This is a genomic window from Nocardia sp. NPDC004278 (assembly GCF_053602975.1).
Genome location: NZ_JBSGEQ010000020.1, coordinates 23285 through 40277, shown reverse-complemented (window position 1 = coordinate 40277; position 16993 = coordinate 23285). Strand labels below are relative to the sequence as shown.

Here is a 16993-nt window from a genome sequence, read left to right as displayed (position 1 = left end):
GCCGAACATTTCGTATTGAGACTTACCAAGAAGACAGATCTACCTTTGCGAGCCTCTTCAGAAGCATGATCGGCCACGTCAAGACCATTGTGGCATTGCGGGAAGCTATGGGACAGGAATTTTCAGCCTCCGAAAAGAGGCTCATGGAACTCTTGGGCGCCCGTCCGGATCGGCATCCGACTCACTTCCGCGTTTCGGATGGATGCGAACGGCGGTGCGCCGGAATGGCTTCGGTCCAGAAGTGGTGGCGGACGGCGTCCCAGAGCTTCGCGAGTTTCGGTAGCCGTTCGCGCGCCTGGACGAGATCGGGATAGCCGCCGGGATCGAACGATGCGACCCGGGTTGCGTCGGATGTGTTGTGTACGAACATGATTCCGATCTCATGCTGCTGGTTCAGCTGCCAGGTCGCTTGCAGGCCATCGGCTTCGGTTCGGTGGATGGTGTCCACGGACACGCCGGTCCGCACCAAGCCGACCGCATTGGGTGTGCGAGTGTCATCGCGGCCAGCCCGACCCCACAAGCCGACTGTATCCGGCTGTTCCGCTTGGATGTTCGTCATCATTGCGGACCTTCGCTTCGGGGTGTCGGTGGTCGATGGTGGCGGTCGACCCGAGGGGTCCGGCCGACCGCCACCACTAGGACACACCCATTGCGGGCATCCCGGAAGCCGAAAACGGGAACCCCTGCCGATTAGTCGAAAAGCCCGGCACAAACCCGAAATTTTCTGGACGACTATACGACCTCACTCCGAGGTCGCTCGGGAATGGCCGTGCCGAGGGCGGGTGTCAGATCGTCGAGCCAATGTGCGCCAGGGTCATAGCGCGCGAAGAACTGGTTGCCGGTGTCGCGGGGGTCGCGGGACTGGAGCATGCGCAGCGCAAAGACCTTGGTACCCATGATGGTTGGGGCGCCGTCGAGTACAACCTTGCCGGTATGGGTGGACATGACCGGGCCGCGGGCGCTGCGGGCCAGGCCGGATACCTGTCGAATGGCATCGGTGTAGATCTCCAGTGCCCGTGCCAGCGGAACCTCGAAATAGTTGCGAGCGCCGGTGTCTCGTTCGACGAACATGTAGTACGGGATCACGCCGGACTCGACCAGCGACTGCCACATCCGCGCCCAGACATCGGCATCGTCGTTGACGTGCGCGATCAGCGGCGCCTGCGCCCGGATCACCGCACCGGTGTCCCGGATGTGGGCGATGGCCCTGCGGACCGCGGCGGTGGACAGCTCACGCGGATGCGAGAAGTGCGCCATGACGGCGACGTGCCGTCCCGCGGCCACACACCGTTCGAACAGGCGCAGCAGGTCATCCGCATCCGCGTCTTCGGTGAATCGGGTCGGCCAATAGGACAGCGCCTTGGTACCAAAACGCAGTGTGCGGATATGTTCCAGGCCCGGCTCCAGCAGTGGATCGACCCAGCGGCGCAGCGCCGCGGTCCGCATGATCATCGGGTCGCCGCCGGTGAACAGCGCATCGGTGACCTCCGGATGCTCGCGCAGATAGGCGGTCACTACGGTGGGATCCGAAATCGCCTGGCGGGTCTCGGTTCCGACGAACTGGGCCCAGCGGAAGCAGTAGCCGCAGTAGGCATGACAGGTCTGTCCCTGCGACGGGAACACCAGCACGGTCTCGCGATACTTGTGCTGCAGTCCGAGTAGCGGCTTCCCCTGCAGAACAGGGATATTCGCGTCGAGTTGGCCACCGGGATGTGGGTTGAGCAGCCGACGTGCCTGCGCGCCCGCCTTGGCCAGCACTTCCCGCGAGGCGTCGGCGTCGTACAACTCGGCAATACTGCTGAATACCGTGGGCGGCAGCATATCTCGGTGCGGGAAGGTGAGCCGGAAGATCGGGTCGTCGGGCGCTGCCGTCCAGTCGATCAACTCGCGATCGACATAGTCGTTCACACGGAACGGCAACACCGCGGACACGATCCGCAGATCACGCAGGTATTCCTCGGAAAGGCCACGCGCCAGAGCCAATTCGGCCAGGCGTTCGCCGGTGTAGAGCTTCATACGGTCACCATCTCTTCGCCGCGGCGGAGCAGGGGAATGTCGCGATGGCGGCGCAGGCCAAAAATCCAGACGATCGGGGAACACAGCCCGATGAGTACCGCGGCCGCAACGAAGACCGGACGCGGGTTATTGCCGTCGAGGTGCGTGAGCAGGCCCGCGAGCACCGCACCGGCCGGTGCGGCCGCCAGCACCACCGTCCGCATGGCACTGGTGACCCGGCCGAGCAGCTCGCGCGGCACGAGCTGCTGCCGCAGTGTGCGTACCACGATGCTGGCCAGCACATCGGCCCAGATCAATACGGCATTGCCGAGCGCGAACCACCAGAGGTTCGGCGCGAAACCCACTGTGCCCAAGGCGATGCCGATCAACAGGATGGCGGCCACACACAGCGGTACCGGACGGAACCGCGTCATGAATACGGGAGCGGTTGCGGCACCGAGGATTCCGCCTATGCCACCGGCGGCCACCACTACGCCGACCAGCCCCGCCGACATGCCGAGATAGTCATGCGCGAAGAACACGATCAGCGTCTGGACCGCCAGACACAGGTTGGTCACCACCTGCAGCACGGCCAATGCGCCGATGGACGAGGACGCCGAGAGATAGCGCAATCCGGCACGGAATTCTGCTCCGAACCGTCTCCACGACACCGGATCTCGGCGATCGATGGATTTCGGTAGGCGACGGTATGTTCCCCATAGCGTCGCAAGTGACACCACGAATGTCGCCGCCTCCACCAGCAGCGCGGCATCCAATCCAACTGCGGCGGCAAGCAATCCAACTATCGGTGGCCCGAGCAGTATCGAAGCCTGGCTCGCCGTTTCGAGAATTGCATTGGTGCGCACCAATGCTCGATCACGATAGATATCCCGCACCGCAACCGCCAATGCCGTCTCGAAGAAGACTCCGGCAACCCCGGCACCGAAGGCGAGCGCCAGGATGACACCCGCCGAACCGACTCGCACGGCGGTCAGCACGAAGAGCACGACGAAGATCGCCGCCCGCACCAGATCGGCGATGATGAGCACTTGCCAGGGATCGGCGCGATCCACCACCGGCCCGGCCGGCAGCCCGGCGACCAGGTAGCCGACCGTGCGCGGTGTGGCGGCCAATGCCGCCGCGACGGGATTATGGGTCAACTCCAACACCAGCAGGGGAATGGCCAGCACGGCCAACCCGTCACCGAGCAGGGAGACGATCTGGCCCGGAATGAACAGCCGAGTTCCGCTGTGGCCGTTCACAATAGCCATGTGTGACCCGCCAACTGCTCCAGTCGGCAGCCGTAGGAAACCTTCTCCTGCCACTTGAGGGTTCCGTAGTCGATGCTGGTGCACCCCCGGCGCAATGCGGCCGCCACCAATCCGTAGAACAGCATCACGAAATATGCGCCGTATGCCTCCGTCCGCTGCCCACACCACAACGCTCGCAACGTATTCCCGTGCCGCAGCGACAGCGAGAAACCGATAACCCGATCCCCCTGCCGGACCGTGGTCACCACTCGATCCTCGGGCGGGTAGTGCCGGATCATCCGGTCCAACGTCGCCGCCTGGGCGGCTCGGTCGCCGGTGGAGTTGTACTTGCGCAGCAACCCCATCCGCAGTTCCAACACCTCGTCGCGGACCGCGCCGAGATCGGCCTCGCCCAGTTCCGCTCCGCTCTCGCCGATCCGGCGCAGCAGCCGTCGCAGATCCCGCCGCCGTTCGCGCGGCAACTGTGCCAGATACCCGTCGATATCTCCGAAATCGACCGGCATCACGCACGTCGGATACAGCCGGACCGGTTGTGCGCCACAGTCTTCCAGCACGCTGTGCAAGATGTGTTGCCGCTCAGGGACGTACAGGTACGACACCGATCGGACACCCTGCTGCTGGGCCCAGGCGTGTACGGCTCGGACTGTGTGGCCGAGGACGACCGGGTCGGTCGCTCCGGGGCCAGCGGGAACGCAGGTGTAGCCGGGCTGCAGCGCCAGCACCGTCGGATACAGCGATGCGGCATCGGGCGCGGACACCACTGGCGATCGCGGTTCGGGCGATGGGATCTCCCCGCGCAAGATGGCGGCGATGTCGTAACGTGGTTCCGCCGGTGCGGATTTCAGCAAACGGGTGTACAGCCCGACTTGCGGTTGTCCGTCGACATAGGCCACCAACCAGCGCGGCTCGCCCGGCAATAGCGGCCCCATCGTTTCCAACCAACGATCCGATACGGCGAAATCCGCGGTCGCGGCCGCGAGCACGGCCCATTCCGCGGGGCGGATCTCTGACGTTCTCAGCTCAACGTGCATCGCTCACCCGCAGATTTCCCGATGAGTGAGCGGGATCGGCGCTGATGCCGCGGATTCACCCGATCGAACGTGCCGTCATTTGACGACACTATATTAAGCGGCGCGTTAGGCCTCGATATAGAATCGTCCCCGCATGTGGGAACGCGAACTCCATCGCCGCTGACCTGGCGATCCGCCGCGCATCAATGCGGATATTCCCACCCGGAATGGCGGATGATCTCGCCGCGCGGCTGCCCTAGTGTCCGAATCGCTACCGTCCGAACCGAAATCGGCCGGGCACAGAGCATTCGAAGGCAGGGGTGTCTGGTATGCGGGTGATCGTGGTCGATGACAATCTCGATGAGGCCGAAGCGCTGGTGCACCGGTTGCGCCGCCGGGGCCATCAGGCGGATCACAAACGCAGAGCCGCGGACCTGTTGGTCGCGCACCATCGCTATCACGCCGCCATCCTCGACCTCGAGTTGCCGGATATGCCGGGACTCGAGGCGCTGCGCAAGCTACGCGAAGTCAGTTCGATGTCGGTACTAGTGCTCACCGCGGACTCCGACGAGCGCTCGGTGGTACGCGCGCTACGCAGCGGAGCCGATGACTACCTGGTGAAGCCGCCCCGCATCGGCGAGTTGGCGGCCCGGCTGCACGCGATCGCCCGACGTGCTCCGGCGGCCCACCAAAACCTCACGCCGACAAGAACGGTCGTCGCGGGGGACGTTCGAGTGGATCTGCTGGCCGGGATGGTCGAGGTCGCCGGGCGACCGGTGCAGCTGACCCCGGTCGAGTTCGAACTGCTGCGCGAGCTGGTCGAGCGCCCCGGTGCGGCGGTCAGCCGTCAGCAATTGCTGGACCGCATCTGGGGCGATGCATTCGTCGGGGTGTCGCACGCGCTGTATGTGCACATCACCAGGCTGCGGACAAAATTGAACCGCCCCGGCCTGATCACGACCATCCACAGCTATGGCTACCGATGGAATCCGGAGGCCGCGGCGCCGGGGGCGGTCATACCAGCGGCGCTTCCGGCCCTCGCGGCATCAGGGTCGCACTGAAGCGCTTCAACCAACGATCCGCGATGCCCGCCGACATAGGTTAGATCGTTTCAGCCGCCCAGCTCGACCGCACGGTGGATGTCGCCGGTGTATGCCTCGGGCTGTTCCCAGGCTGCGAAGTGGCCGCCGGCACGGTGTTCCACATAATCGCAAACGTTCAGGAACGCCTCGGCGTAGCTGCGCGGCTCCGGTTTGATGTCGCGCGAGAACACCGACAGCACGGTCGGCGTGTCGATCCGGTCAGGGAGGGTGACCGGTTCGACATAGGTGGCGAAGGAGGTGCCGATCGTGCCGGTGACCCAGTAGGCGGTGACCCAGGTGAGGAGCTCGTCCACAGTGAAGGCCGACTCGTCGGACCAGGACTCCAGTTTCTCGACGATCCACGCCGCGAGGCCGGCGGGTGAGTCACCGAGGGCGACGGCGAGCGTGTTCGGCCGCGTCGACTGCTCCGCGATGTACCCGCCCTCGGTCCGGAACCACTGCGCCGCCCGGTCGAGGTAGGCCGCCGCGTCGGGCGCGAGCTTCGCCGGGTCCGCCGTGAGCGTACGCCGCGGGGCAATGTTCGTGAGGTGCAGGGCCGCTACCCGGTCCGGGTATTCGGCCGCAAGGATTTCCGCGACGGTGCCACCCACGTCGCCGCCGGACACCGTGTACCGCGAGTAACCGAGCTCATCCAGAGCGTCAGCAACGATCCCCGCGATCCGGTTGACCGACATGCCGGGAACGGTGAGCGGGGCCGCGAACGGGAAGCCCGGCAGCGCGGGAACCACGACATGCATGTCCGCGAGCAAGGGCAGGACGCGCTCGAACCGCAGCACCGAGTCCGGCCAGCCATGCAGCAGCACGACAACCGGGGCACCGGGATCCGCGGACCGCTGATGGATCACACGCAGGTCGGTGTCGCCTGCCTGCACCGTCACCCAGGGGAACTCGCCGATGCGGCGCTCATGCACGCCCCAGTCGTACCCGGTCGCCCAGCGTTCGAGCAGTTCGTCGAGGCGGGTGCCGGTGATGCCGCGCGTCCCGTCCGCACTCCACGGGGTCGTGACGCGCCGCGTGCGCTGGAGTCGCTCCCGTATCTCGTCGTTCATGTGTATCAGCGTACACATGATGTGTATGCTCATACACATGACCTTCCGCAATGCGGCCGCCACCCGGCAGCGGATCCTGGAGCACGCGCAACGCCAATTCGCCCAGTACGGGTACACAGCGATCACGGTCAAAGGCGTGGCCGACGCGGCCGGCGTGTCGCCCAATCTCATCACGCGCTATTTCGGCGGCAAGGATGGTCTTTTCCTGGCGGCAACCCGGGTGGAGATCCCGGTCTCGAACTCCTTCGACGGCGACCGTTCCGCGCTGGGTTCGCGCCTCGCGGCGAGCATCGTCCAGCGCTGGTTCGGTGCACCCGGGCAGGATCCGCTGCTCGTGCTGCAACGCGCGTCGGGCGAACGCCCGGAGGCGGCGGAGGCGCTGGCCGCCTTTCTCGACACCAACTCGCTCGAGCCGCTGCACCGATACCTGCGCGACAGCGGCCTGGACGACGCGGACGCCCGCAGCCGAGCCGCAGCGATCGACGCGTTCGTGCTCGGCGTCTCGACCCGCCGCCGGGTGCTGCGTTCCGAACTCGGCGACCCCGCTGATCTCCAGGCCTGGCTGAGCGCCACCATCCAACGCCTCGCCGACGGGTGAGGCACGACAGCAAGAAGTACCGAAACTCTGCCTCCGGTCTGCATCTGCGGTCCGGCCATCGACGTCTGCCAACCATCGCGATCACGGCGATATCCGGCACCGACCACGCGGATAGCGGTGAAGGCTCCCGGCGTCGCGGCGATCGCCACCCCCATGCCTACTCCCCCGTCCGGATAGATTGCTGCGCTACCCACTTCGGCTGCTCGCCGAGCGTAGTCATATGGCGGTCGATTACGGCATGGGTGACCACCTTTCGACTACCTTCGACCGCCCCTGGACCCAGGGGCCGATACGGCAGGAGCTATCTGGACGCGGCATTAGCACAGCGGCGGTGGTGTTCACCGCCATACCGACGGTGAGCACCACCGACGCTGCGATACCTGTCGCAGACCCCTGATCGACGAATAGCGTGTGACCAAAGCGAAATCGGGACCCGGCAGCATCGCCCCGAGAATCGCCGCGTGCAAAAGAAATCAGATCCACCGGTGTGCCCTCCGCGGCCCAGAGACCCGTATTCACAGCGTCGGAACCAGCACGTACCGATCGCGTGTCGACGTGGCCCACCTGATGACCACCGGCGCGAGCAGCCCGGTCGCCAGCAGGATGAATCCCGCTATATACCAGCCGGTTACGCCCAAGCCGATGCACAGCCACGTCAGCAATGCCGGGCCGACCGCATCGGCCATGCGCAATCCGATGCCGAAAACACCCAGATAGAGACCCAGGTCCTGAGGCGGTGCCAGCGCATTGGATGCCTCGAAACCGCCTGCGGTCTGCCACAATTCGCCGACGCTCAGCACGGCGGCACCGACCCCGAGGATCAGCACGGCAACCCAGCCGCCGCGTCCGTGCGCGGTTGCCAGCAGCACACATGCGATGAGAAACGCCCAACCGCTGCGGCGCAGCGCGACCCCCGCGGCGGTGGCATCGACGACCCGTCGGCTGGCTCGGACCTGGAACAGGACCACGATGGCGATGTTCACCATGTCTATCGCGGCGATCGACCAGCGCGGCGCGGCCGTGGCACCGATGATCCACAGCGGTATGGCGACCGATTGGATTCGTTATTGCAACGACAACACGCCGTCCACTGCGGTCAGTGCCAGGTACGGCCGGTCCCGCAGGGCGAGCCAGCGCTCACCGTGATGTTCGGCGGTCGCCGCCGCTGGCCCCATCGCGGGCAGTCGGGCGACCAGCGGTATCGCCGCGGTCAGGAAACCGGCGGCGATAATGATGGCCACCCGGTAGACCAGCGCGGAATCCAATTGCACGGCCACCGCGGCCAGTCCGATGCCGATAGCGATACCGACATTGAGCACCGAGCGGATGTAGGCGCGAAACTCATTGGCGCGACTGGTGACAACCCGCGGAATCATTGCCGAGATCAGCAGCTGGACGCAGGCCTGCGCCGCGGCCGCCGCCGGAATGACGACCAGATACATCGTGAATCCGTCGACCGCGAGAAAGCCGACGGTCGCGACGGCCCCGACGAGCAGGCTGGCGCGCAGCACACCGAGCGGGCCACGTCGATCCGAGATCCGGCCGACCAGAATATTGCTGACCACGCAGGCGGCCCCGGCGACGCTGAGTCCCACGCCGACCTGCATCGGCGAGATCTGCACGATTCTGGTGAAGTAGAGGACGACGGTGGACAAATAGATACCGCTGGAGACGGCCGCGGCAACCGTGATCAGCGTCAGCATGCGCTGCGGTCCGGCCGACGGCAGCAAGGCGCGAAACCAAGACACGAGAACAGTCCGGGCGATTCAGGCGACGGCCGCGTCGGTCGGCGAATCGAGTGCGACGCAATCCATCCGGAATCCGGCGATGGTGCGTTGCACCGCCTCGACCACTTCCCTATTTGAATGTCCGCGGAAGCGGAAGGCCGCACCGATCTCGGCGTAACCGAATGTTTCGGTGATCATCGTCCCCACGGGCGGCACCGAATAGTGATACGGGGCGTATGCGCGCGAAATATCCAATTGCACGTCCAGCACCGTGCAGGGCGGGGTGACCGGCGGGTGGATCAGCAATTCGGCGACCACCTCCGAATCGGCGAGCGAAGCGGTGTCGGGCGTACGACCGAGCTGAATATCGACCGCGGCGCCGAGGAGGTCGTAGCCGTGCACTTCCCGCCACATGTGGGTGGTCTCCCCACCGGCGGCGCGCGCCGCCACCTCGAGGAACCGGATGTGCGGTATACCGAAGGCATAGCCGAGGAAGAATTCGAGATGAAAGACTGTGGGGATACCGGCGCTCAGCGCGGAAAGTACGGATTCGGCAAAGGTGGCGAGCGGGCCGATAAGGGCAGGGTCGTCGATCTCGATATAGCCCAGGCTGGTTCCGTTGTCGGCGAACTCCAGACAAGTACCCAGATATTTCGATGCACGCCATGGGCCGAGCCCACTGCCGGTCCATACGCCGTCTATCGCACCCACCTCGTCCGGGCAGAATTCCTGCACGAGAAAGGGTTCGGCACTCAGGTCGGGCAAGATGGATAAATCTTCAGCGGAATCCAGTTTGACCACATCTCGACTCCCCGCGCCGAGCCGCGGCTTGACGATCAGCGGAAACCTGTGCTCGGCGGCGAATTCCCGAATGGCGGCCACATCGGGGGCGGCTCGGAATGCGGGCACCGAAACACCCTGCTCACGAACGGTTTCGCCCATCGACAGCTTATCGCGAAACCGTACCGCATATTCCGGCCGATCGCCCGGCAGATCGAATTCCGCACGCAGTTCGGCGGCCGTGAGCAGGTCGAACTCATGGAGCGCAACAATGCGTTCCGGCGTACCGAACCGAGTCGCGAGATCGCGCACCGCCGCTGGCACGAGAGCCATATCGTCGAGAATCGTCACCGCGGCCGCGGCATGCACCGGTATACCATCCAGCACGCTGCGCGGGCAAACGTAGGTTACGGAATTCGAAACGTGATCTATACGCTCGAGATACGGGACGTCGACACCGCGCACTCTATGTATGACAGTCACGTGTGATTGCACAGATTCCTCCGCTCGAAGCCAGGCTGACACAGTTGAATTTAGTAGCGAAAATTAAGCTGAAGTAACACATTCGCCAACATGCGACAGCGGTACGGAGAACCTACTGCCGATCGACGAACTTGTCTTTGTGATCCACATCACATTAGGCGTCGAACGGCATTTAGTCCCGACGCTCGCGAGAATCCTTTCAGCAGAAATCCGGATCAAAGGTGTGGGATATTTCGGCACAGCGATGCTTATCAAATGTGCCGACCACGCAATAGGGCAATCAGTGTGAGATTTCCGCGGATACACGACCATCCACGGCTACGGCTATCGGAATGCCGCAGCGCCAGGGCCGGTCATATCAAGGGGGTTCCGGCGTGCGCGGCATGAGGGTCGCGGTGAGCACGGCACCGGCGAAAAGTAGCGCACCGCAGATCCACAGCGCGTCATGGAAACCACTGCCGAAGCCGATGGCATCGGTGAGCGGCGCGCCCGAGATACCGACGAGCCCCGGCAGCGCGGCGACGGCGAGCAGTTGCGCGGTCCGGGCGACCGCATTGTTCACCCCCGACGCGATTCCGGCATCCGATACCGACACCGCGGCGAATACGGCACCGGTCAGCGGGGCAACGAAGACGGCCAGCCCCGCACCGAGCACGACGGTCCCCGGCAGCACATCGCTCAGATAAGTTGCGCGCGGGCCGATCTCCGTCAGCAGTACGGCACCGCACGCGGCAAGCGCCGAGCCGAGTGTCATCGGGATCCGTGCACCGTGCCGCTGGGCCCACCGGCCCGCGGCCGGCGAAGACACCAGCATGATCGCGGTGATCGGCACTGTCGCCAGGCCCGCCGCCAATGGCGAATATCCCGCGACCACCTGCAATTGGAGTGGCAGCAGGAAGTAGACGCCACCCAGGCCCCCGTACACGGCAGCGGTCACCATATTGGCCGCGGTGAACACCCGCGAGCGGAAGAGTGATGGCGGCAGCAGCGGATGTTCACCGCGCAACTGGATGAGCGCGAACATCCCGAGCAGCGCCGCACCGAGCAATGACATCCACCCGCGTGCGCCGATGAACCCATAGGTGAGCGCACCCAACCCGGCCACGGCGGTGGCCGCACCCCACAGATCGAGCGGTCGCGCATGCACATCCCGTGACTCCGGAAGGTAGCGCACCGATACGACGGTCACGGCCACCGCGAACGGTACGGTGATGAGAAATACCGAACGCCACCCGGCCAACTCTGTCAGCCAACCACCGACCACGGGTCCGCCCGCCTCGACGACCCCGACAAGTCCGGCCCACAACCCGATTGCCGCACCGTGATCACGACGATCGATCGAGGCCGTGATCAACGCCAGGCTGCCCGGGGTGAGCAACGCACCCGCGATCCCCTGCACAACCCGCGCCACGATCAGCATTTCCATGGTAGGCGCGACGCTGCACAGCACCGAGGCCACCGCGAAACCGGTACTGCCCCAAACGAATACCGCGCGCTGCCCCACCCGGTCGCCCAATCCCCCGCCCACCAGGATCAGCGATGCCAACGCCAGCGTGTAACCGCCGACGACCCACTGCAAGTCGGCCAGGTCGGCACCCATACTCGAACCGATCCGCGGCACAGCAACATTGACGACCGGCGCATCCAGCAGGACCACCGCCGACCCGAGCACCGCGGCCGTCACGACCCACCGCCCGGTGCCCGAACTCAGTCGCGGCGGCGCGGCCGCGGCCAAGTTCGCCGCAACAAGATCGCTCACGATGGAAATTCTCGACTCGCCCGCCGCGCCCCCGCCAACGGGCGACCCGCACATTTACATCGGCTTAAGTTTGGCAGTCGACCGACCAGTTCGGGCGCGGGTACTCCGGCGATTGGGTCGATGCCGAGTTCGGGCAGGACCGAGAGACGTGGCGGTCGGCGACACCGGCCCGACCTCGCCGACTGCCCGGCACCGCACGGAGTCCGCCCACCGATGAAGTGCGACATTCGCTTCGGTGCTGCGCATCGACTGCTCACCGCGATCGGCGAGGCCGTCATCTGCCGGTACCTCGGCACCGGAACGATCGGGTGCGGTCCGCGTTCTACCCGCTCGCACGATTCGAGACCACAGTGAGGATGAACTGCTCAATTGGTTGCGCTCGGTACCACTGTCAAGCTGGGCATTCTGAAACCTGGAGTGCGGCACCCACATCCGGCATGGCCCCTTACCGCGAAGCCCCGTAACTCGACCGCTGCGATCGGGGTACGGGGGCTTTCGGGATATCGGGCTACGGCCGCTCGAACTCGCCAACCGCTACGCCCGCGGTGAACGCATCCCACTCGCTCGGCGTGAAGACCAGCACCGGGCCGGTCGGGTTCTTGGAGTCCCGCACGCCGACCAAGCCCCGGTCGAGGTGCGCCACTTCTACGCAATCCTTCGACCCGGTGCTGCGAGTGCTCTTGAACCAGACAGCGCCGGACAGGTCGATGTTCACTGGGCATACTCCTCTGCAATCCGGCCAATGAGAGCACGACTATCCGCCTCACCCACCGCCAACCTGTTGATGTCGACGCAAGCTTCACGATACTGCCGAACCTCTTCCGGCTTCTCGGGATACAGGACTGCCCGGAGGTCCGTTACGGCCGTTCGAAGTCGCCATCGGCTACGCCCGCGGTGAAGGCGTCCCACTCACCAGGCGTGAAGACCAACACCGGGCCGGTCGGGTTCTTGGAGTCCCGCACGCCGACCAAGCCGCCGTCCAGGTGTGCGACCTCTACGCAATCCTTTGATGCGGTGCTCCGGCGGCTCTTGAACCACTTCGCACCAGATAGGTCGATGTTCACCGGGCGTACTCCTTCGCAATGTCGAGCAGCAAGGCGCGGCTCGCGTTCTCGTCCAACGCCAATCGCTCGATATCCGCGCAGGCTCCACGATAGTGGTCGACTTCCACAGGCTTTTCCAGGTACAGATCGCCGGTGAAGCCCTGGATGTACACCACGGGGGACATAGTCAGATCCGCCTTGGGATGTGGCGGGAACTCCAACAGTACGAACGAGCCGACAATCAGACCACGGTAGGTGCCGACCTTCGACGGAACCACGCGGATGGACACGTTCGGCAGCTGGCCACAGTCGATTAGGTGGCGCAGCTGAGCTGCCATTACCTCGGTGCTACCGGTCATTCGTCGGAGAATGGACTCATCGATGAGCACGTTCAATGTGATCGGATTGCGCGCACTGGTCAGGCGGGCCTGTCGCTTCATCCCGACATCGAGCAGCCGCTCGGTCTCGTCAGAAGGCTTGTGCGGGAACTCCGTCCAGCTCAGCGCGCGGCGATAGTCGCGCGTGTGCAGGAGACCGGGCAAGAACGTGGTCTGGTACGACGTCATATGGGTGGCGGCGTCCTCCAGACTGACGAACAGCCCGAAGTCCTTCGGGATCTGGTCGGTGAACGCGTGCCACCAGCCACGTGTCTTGGTTTCATCCACCAGGCCGAGCAGCGCTTTAGTCGATTTCGGCGTTGCGCCGTACAGCTGACACAGATGGTTGAGCAGGACCGGGTTGAGGCGAACCGGCTGGCCCGTCTCGATCTTCTACAGGGTCGACTTGCCGATCGAGATCGACGCGGCAGCGTCGGCCATGGTGATGCCGGACTTCTCGCGAAGCGCCTCCAGTTGGATACCGAGGAGCCGCCGGGCAACTGTGGAATCGGCTGTCACGGATGTCGCCTTCCATCTTGGGGTTTCAGTTGAAACCAGAATGCCGCGCGAACTAAAACTAAACGTTTCTGTTGGAACGTTGTGGACTTGCACGTTTCTGAGGTGTGCTGGGTGTGCGCCCGGAGCGAAAGCTCTCCTCATCAGGAGCTTTTCAGGGGCAGGGCGCATCCAATTCCACAGACGCGAGCAGAGGTCTAAACACGATGGACCACATGGCTTTTAGGGACACCGCGACGTCCCCGGTGTCAGTACTATCGGCGGGTGTGCGATCGGCCCGCGGTGATCGACCCGCCCGAGCTGGGACGCATCATTGTCAAAGCCGGTCGGGCGTGGGCGATTACGATGCCCGCCGATCTCGGTCAGGCGGTGCAAGCCGACCTGGACCGCCGACGGCTCGGTGGCGGGCCGGTGATATCGCATCCGCGTTCGGCTCGGTGGTCGTTCATGATCCGCCCGGATCTACCCGATGATGAGCGACTGTATGCGCAGATGCGCCGACTGAATGTGTCGGTGGTCCGCGCCGGAGGCGATATCGCATTGCCGTCGCCCGCCGATCGCGGTGGGCTCTTCCGCACCTGGATCACTCTGCCGCAGAGTGCATTTCGTCCATCCGGCCGCGCAGTGGTGGACTCGATTCTGGCATGCGTGCATCGTGGCGGAACGCGGTCGGCGTCACACACGGGGACATAGGAACCCATGGACGACATCCAGCCGCGCGGGCGCGACAGCACGCCGCGCCGATCTCCGCGCCCCGACGAACAGGACGTGCACCTCAGTGTGTTTCTACACGGCATCCGGTTCGACTTCGCAGCTTGCCTCACCGCCGCACTGCTGTTCATCCAGGAACACCAGGCACAGCACTACGCCGACGCGGTTACCGTCGACTTAGGAGACGCGAGCGCATACCCTCGCCTACCGAGCGAACGCTTGTACCTCGAACCATGAGCACCAGGAAAGCCTCGCTACCTGCCCGAACACCTTTAGCGAGACAGACCCGACGAGTCGGACGGGTATCCGCTTGACTCCCGGGTCTGACGGATACTGGTGAACGCTGTGGCCGTGGCACTGTGGATGTGTGAGTAATCTGCCCTGCACTATCGGCGGCAATCTGTATGTTCACCGGTATACGGTCAGTCATAAAGAGTTGTTGTTGCGCAGCAACGACTTCGGCGCATTCGAGTATCGGACCGAGATCTGTTTCGAAGCCGTGGAGCGGATGGAACTGGACCCGCGGTTCACTGGCGGGCTCACCCTCACGCCGGTTTCTCGCCATGGCGACCTCGATGACAGCGCTGCCGTGCCCCTGCTGTTATTGGAATTGGCGGGCGGCACGTTCGGATGTGGCTTCGTCGCGTGCGGCAAGGTCACCGCGAGAGGCTTCCGGCGGGAGGGCGGGGACATTGTGTTCGACCAGGTGCTGTTCTGGGAGGGTGCAGGCCACTCGGCGCATGGTGTGGGTGGCCGGCCCGTCGAAACCGGTGATATAGCGTTCGGGTTACCGGTGCGACGTCGATATGCCCGGGAAAAACGCACTTCGGCGCGATTTCCGCCGCCTGACAACTCGTGATCGTCGGCTGGTTTGCGTCGTCGATCCCGAGAATCCTGTGATTCATCCCGGGAAGCATGAAGGAGTGTCACCGACGGCGGTAGTGGCTGAGCCGGGCTTGGTGTTGTCGGTGGCCTTTTGCCGCAATCGCTTTGGAAGCGCACTGTGAGCGGCAACGGGTCGCCGACAGAGCTGTCACATTGCGAGGTGTCATTCCGGCTAGCAGCTCTGACCTGACGAGCCGGACACCAGGATGAGAAAGCCGAACCCGCACATCATGGCGAGGATCCCATAGCTGCTCAAAGTGACTCGCACTAGGTTGATCTGATGGCGGTGGGTCCAAAGATCGGCCAACAGGACAAGCCCGAAAGCCAGCATGATGCAGGCGCCGGTGATCTGGAAGGTTTGCGCAGCTGTGAATGCCGCATCGCGTGAAGCTGGGTCACCATGGGCCGCGTCGCAGTAATCAGCGACTCCTCCGGTGAAGAGCGCATAGCCACCCAGGAAAATGGCTGGCCCGAGCAGGACCGAGCCGACGACATAGGTCAACGCAAGGACGACCGGACGTTCCAAGAGCTTCACCATACGTACCGTAGTTCGCCTCCAGCAGTGGAGATCTCACGAGCAGAAACCGGCACACTATTACCCACCACCGAGTTGGTCCCGGTCGCGAATGTCGATGGGTCCACACTCCGAATGGCCAACTACCGCTGCGAGTCACGAGGGCAGCAGCCGTGCGGAACAACTTCGATCTGCCACTTCCGTGCCAGGCTGCGCGGACAACTACGGGTATCCGCTGATCTTCAGTCCGGTTTCGGACAGCCTTTTCAGTACCGAGTCGGGGAATAGTTCACGCGGGATCACGTGGAACATTGGCAGCTGCAGTCGGATGACAACCGCGGAACCGCGCACCTCGAGTCGTGCGATGTCGGCGTGGTACAGCCTGAAATATGTTGTGGACGAGGCAAAATCGGCCGCTTTCGCGCCAAAGCGGGCAGTCCAGACGGCGCCGTCTGCATAGGACCTGCTGCCGAGCCGACGCTCGAATGCTATCTCTACCCGTTGTATCTGCGCCCAGTAGTACCAGGCGAAGATCAAGACGACAAACAATGCGAGCAGGCCGCCGCCCTCGCCCCAGGCAGCACTGGCCAGGGCAACGACAATCACGGCGTAGCCCATAAACCACACGAGGCTTTGCCGCTGAAATACCATGTAGCGCACGTAGATTCGGGACAGCTGCCGTGCAGTGTCGGGCCCCGCCGTGAAAATCACAGTCGGATCATTCATCGTCGGAAATGCGGGCAGGGGCGTGTCCGGCTGTCCCGAGTTCGCCTCTGGCAGTGGGAGATCTGACATGCGTATAGATCCTTACCCGACTGATACCACTGATCAGGTGTATCCGCGCATCGACCTCTACGACGACGACACCTACATGCTACCCGCTATCGACCGCGCCATCACCCACTTCGACCGGAGCCTGTGACGCGCTCTCGACCGCTCGGCCGGACCGGGCTGCACGTATCCGAACTATTCCTCGGCGCGATGACCTTCGACGAGGACGGACGCTGGGCGCGCAGCCTTCCGCGCTATTCGGCCATGGCTCTAGTCGCCACCGACTGACTGCCGACCGGCTCGGTCACCCCGCCGAGAGCCCTGCGACCGGTGGGTTCACGCGCGCTTCTCGGCGGATGTGTAGCGCGCCTCCTGCATGCGGTCGAGCAGTTCGGCTCACG

General features: G+C 64.4%; 22 protein-coding genes. 7 read left to right on the top strand and 15 right to left on the bottom strand.

Annotated elements, in window-relative coordinates:
* Window positions 1-181: 181 nt before the first annotated feature.
* The 4 genes from ACWEO2_RS27290 to ACWEO2_RS27275 form a co-directional block, all read right to left on the bottom strand.
* Entirely contained in the window at window positions 182-559 is a 378-nt protein-coding gene (locus ACWEO2_RS27290) for a hypothetical protein (RefSeq protein ID WP_452407915.1), read from the bottom strand.
* A gap of 173 nt (window positions 560-732) precedes the next feature.
* Window positions 733-2016 (bottom strand): KamA family radical SAM protein, encoded by a 1284-nt coding sequence (locus ACWEO2_RS27285; protein WP_452407914.1) that lies wholly within the window; start codon window positions 2014-2016, stop codon window positions 733-735.
* Window positions 2013-3266 (bottom strand): MFS transporter, encoded by a 1254-nt coding sequence (locus ACWEO2_RS27280; protein WP_452407913.1) that lies wholly within the window; start codon window positions 3264-3266, stop codon window positions 2013-2015. Before ACWEO2_RS27280 ends, ACWEO2_RS27285 begins: the two co-directional genes overlap by 4 nt.
* Window positions 3254-4297 carry a GNAT family N-acetyltransferase gene (locus tag ACWEO2_RS27275; protein ID WP_452407912.1) on the bottom strand — a complete coding sequence of 348 codons (1044 nt, stop codon included), beginning with the start codon at window positions 4295-4297 and terminating at the stop codon, window positions 3254-3256. The genes ACWEO2_RS27280 and ACWEO2_RS27275 overlap by 13 nt, the downstream gene beginning before the upstream one ends.
* A 308-nt stretch (window positions 4298-4605) precedes the next feature.
* Between ACWEO2_RS27275 and ACWEO2_RS27270 the strand changes: the two genes are divergently transcribed.
* Window positions 4606-5337 carry a response regulator transcription factor gene (locus ACWEO2_RS27270; RefSeq protein WP_452407911.1) on the top strand — a complete coding sequence of 244 codons (732 nt, stop codon included), beginning with the start codon at window positions 4606-4608 and terminating at the stop codon, window positions 5335-5337.
* A 50-nt stretch (window positions 5338-5387) separates the two neighbouring features.
* Here ACWEO2_RS27270 and ACWEO2_RS27265 read toward each other — a convergent pair whose 3' ends face one another.
* On the bottom strand, window positions 5388-6428 hold the full coding sequence (locus ACWEO2_RS27265) for an epoxide hydrolase family protein (protein ID WP_452407910.1): 1041 nt from the start codon (window positions 6426-6428) through the stop codon (window positions 5388-5390).
* A gap of 37 nt (window positions 6429-6465) precedes the next feature.
* Here ACWEO2_RS27265 and ACWEO2_RS27260 point away from each other — a divergent pair, with 37 nt between their 5' ends.
* Entirely contained in the window at window positions 6466-7026 is a 561-nt protein-coding gene (locus tag ACWEO2_RS27260) for a TetR/AcrR family transcriptional regulator (RefSeq protein ID WP_452407909.1), read from the top strand.
* Window positions 7027-7541: 515 nt separating this feature from the next.
* Here the strand turns inward: ACWEO2_RS27260 and ACWEO2_RS27255 are convergent.
* The 8 genes from ACWEO2_RS27255 to ACWEO2_RS27220 form a co-directional block, all read right to left on the bottom strand.
* Window positions 7542-8009 carry a hypothetical protein gene (locus ACWEO2_RS27255; RefSeq protein WP_452407908.1) on the bottom strand — a complete coding sequence of 156 codons (468 nt, stop codon included), beginning with the start codon at window positions 8007-8009 and terminating at the stop codon, window positions 7542-7544.
* 81 nt (window positions 8010-8090) lie between these two features.
* Window positions 8091-8774 carry an MFS transporter gene (locus tag ACWEO2_RS27250; RefSeq protein WP_452407907.1) on the bottom strand — a complete coding sequence of 228 codons (684 nt, stop codon included), beginning with the start codon at window positions 8772-8774 and terminating at the stop codon, window positions 8091-8093.
* An 18-nt stretch (window positions 8775-8792) separates the two neighbouring features.
* Entirely contained in the window at window positions 8793-9920 is a 1128-nt protein-coding gene (locus tag ACWEO2_RS27245; RefSeq protein ID WP_452407906.1) for an ATP-grasp domain-containing protein, read from the bottom strand.
* A gap of 454 nt (window positions 9921-10374) precedes the next feature.
* Window positions 10375-11775, bottom strand: coding sequence for a DHA2 family efflux MFS transporter permease subunit (locus tag ACWEO2_RS27240; protein ID WP_452407905.1), 1401 nt, complete (start codon window positions 11773-11775; stop codon window positions 10375-10377).
* A gap of 508 nt (window positions 11776-12283) precedes the next feature.
* Window positions 12284-12490 (bottom strand): DUF397 domain-containing protein, encoded by a 207-nt coding sequence (locus ACWEO2_RS27235; RefSeq protein WP_452407904.1) that lies wholly within the window; start codon window positions 12488-12490, stop codon window positions 12284-12286.
* Window positions 12491-12632: 142 nt separating this feature from the next.
* Window positions 12633-12839, bottom strand: coding sequence for a DUF397 domain-containing protein (locus tag ACWEO2_RS27230; protein WP_354959563.1), 207 nt, complete (start codon window positions 12837-12839; stop codon window positions 12633-12635).
* Window positions 12836-13483 carry a DUF5753 domain-containing protein gene (locus ACWEO2_RS27225; protein ID WP_452407903.1) on the bottom strand — a complete coding sequence of 216 codons (648 nt, stop codon included), beginning with the start codon at window positions 13481-13483 and terminating at the stop codon, window positions 12836-12838. The genes ACWEO2_RS27230 and ACWEO2_RS27225 overlap by 4 nt, the downstream gene beginning before the upstream one ends.
* 105 nt (window positions 13484-13588) lie before the next feature.
* Window positions 13589-13714, bottom strand: coding sequence for a hypothetical protein (locus tag ACWEO2_RS27220; protein ID WP_452407902.1), 126 nt, complete (start codon window positions 13712-13714; stop codon window positions 13589-13591).
* 261 nt (window positions 13715-13975) lie between these two features.
* Here ACWEO2_RS27220 and ACWEO2_RS27215 point away from each other — a divergent pair, with 261 nt between their 5' ends.
* From ACWEO2_RS27215 to ACWEO2_RS27205, 3 genes are all read left to right on the top strand, one after another.
* Window positions 13976-14404: a DNA-directed RNA polymerase subunit beta gene (locus tag ACWEO2_RS27215; RefSeq protein WP_452407901.1), complete on the top strand. Its 429-nt coding sequence runs from the start codon at window positions 13976-13978 to the stop codon at window positions 14402-14404.
* A 6-nt stretch (window positions 14405-14410) separates the two neighbouring features.
* Window positions 14411-14659 carry a hypothetical protein gene (locus ACWEO2_RS27210; RefSeq protein WP_452407900.1) on the top strand — a complete coding sequence of 83 codons (249 nt, stop codon included), beginning with the start codon at window positions 14411-14413 and terminating at the stop codon, window positions 14657-14659.
* Between the two features lie 130 nt (window positions 14660-14789).
* A complete protein-coding gene (locus ACWEO2_RS27205; RefSeq protein WP_452407899.1) occupies window positions 14790-15281 on the top strand; it encodes a hypothetical protein in 492 nt (163 codons plus the stop codon).
* Between the two features lie 198 nt (window positions 15282-15479).
* Here ACWEO2_RS27205 and ACWEO2_RS27200 read toward each other — a convergent pair whose 3' ends face one another.
* Window positions 15480-15842: a hypothetical protein gene (locus tag ACWEO2_RS27200; protein ID WP_452407898.1), complete on the bottom strand. Its 363-nt coding sequence runs from the start codon at window positions 15840-15842 to the stop codon at window positions 15480-15482.
* 201 nt (window positions 15843-16043) lie between these two features.
* On the bottom strand, window positions 16044-16616 hold the full coding sequence (locus ACWEO2_RS27195) for a hypothetical protein (protein ID WP_452407897.1): 573 nt from the start codon (window positions 16614-16616) through the stop codon (window positions 16044-16046).
* Here ACWEO2_RS27195 and ACWEO2_RS27190 point away from each other — a divergent pair.
* Both ACWEO2_RS27190 and ACWEO2_RS27185 read left to right on the top strand, forming a co-directional pair.
* Window positions 16615-16743: a hypothetical protein gene (locus ACWEO2_RS27190; protein WP_452407896.1), complete on the top strand. Its 129-nt coding sequence runs from the start codon at window positions 16615-16617 to the stop codon at window positions 16741-16743. The genes ACWEO2_RS27195 and ACWEO2_RS27190 overlap by 2 nt on opposite strands.
* Window positions 16740-16880, top strand: a complete 141-nt coding sequence (locus ACWEO2_RS27185) for a hypothetical protein (protein ID WP_452407895.1) — start codon at window positions 16740-16742, stop codon at window positions 16878-16880. Before ACWEO2_RS27190 ends, ACWEO2_RS27185 begins: the two co-directional genes overlap by 4 nt.
* Window positions 16881-16993 lie beyond the last annotated feature (113 nt).

What these genes read in the sequence shown, in the direction of transcription:
- ACWEO2_RS27290 (WP_452407915.1), bottom strand. Translation starts at nt 559, where the DNA reads ATGACGAACATCCAAGCGGAACAGCCGGATACAGTCGGCTTGTGGGGT.
- ACWEO2_RS27285 (WP_452407914.1), bottom strand. Translation starts at nt 2,016, where the DNA reads ATGAAGCTCTACACCGGCGAACGCCTGGCCGAATTGGCTCTGGCGCGT.
- ACWEO2_RS27280 (WP_452407913.1), bottom strand. Translation starts at nt 3,266, where the DNA reads ATGGCTATTGTGAACGGCCACAGCGGAACTCGGCTGTTCATTCCGGGC.
- ACWEO2_RS27275 (WP_452407912.1), bottom strand. Translation starts at nt 4,297, where the DNA reads ATGCACGTTGAGCTGAGAACGTCAGAGATCCGCCCCGCGGAATGGGCC.
- ACWEO2_RS27270 (WP_452407911.1), top strand. Translation starts at nt 4,606, where the DNA reads ATGCGGGTGATCGTGGTCGATGACAATCTCGATGAGGCCGAAGCGCTG.
- ACWEO2_RS27265 (WP_452407910.1), bottom strand. Translation starts at nt 6,428, where the DNA reads ATGAACGACGAGATACGGGAGCGACTCCAGCGCACGCGGCGCGTCACG.
- ACWEO2_RS27260 (WP_452407909.1), top strand. Translation starts at nt 6,466, where the DNA reads ATGACCTTCCGCAATGCGGCCGCCACCCGGCAGCGGATCCTGGAGCAC.
- ACWEO2_RS27210 (WP_452407900.1), top strand. Translation starts at nt 14,411, where the DNA reads ATGGACGACATCCAGCCGCGCGGGCGCGACAGCACGCCGCGCCGATCT.
- ACWEO2_RS27190 (WP_452407896.1), top strand. Translation starts at nt 16,615, where the DNA reads ATGCGTATAGATCCTTACCCGACTGATACCACTGATCAGGTGTATCCG.
- ACWEO2_RS27195 (WP_452407897.1), bottom strand. Translation starts at nt 16,616, where the DNA reads ATGTCAGATCTCCCACTGCCAGAGGCGAACTCGGGACAGCCGGACACG.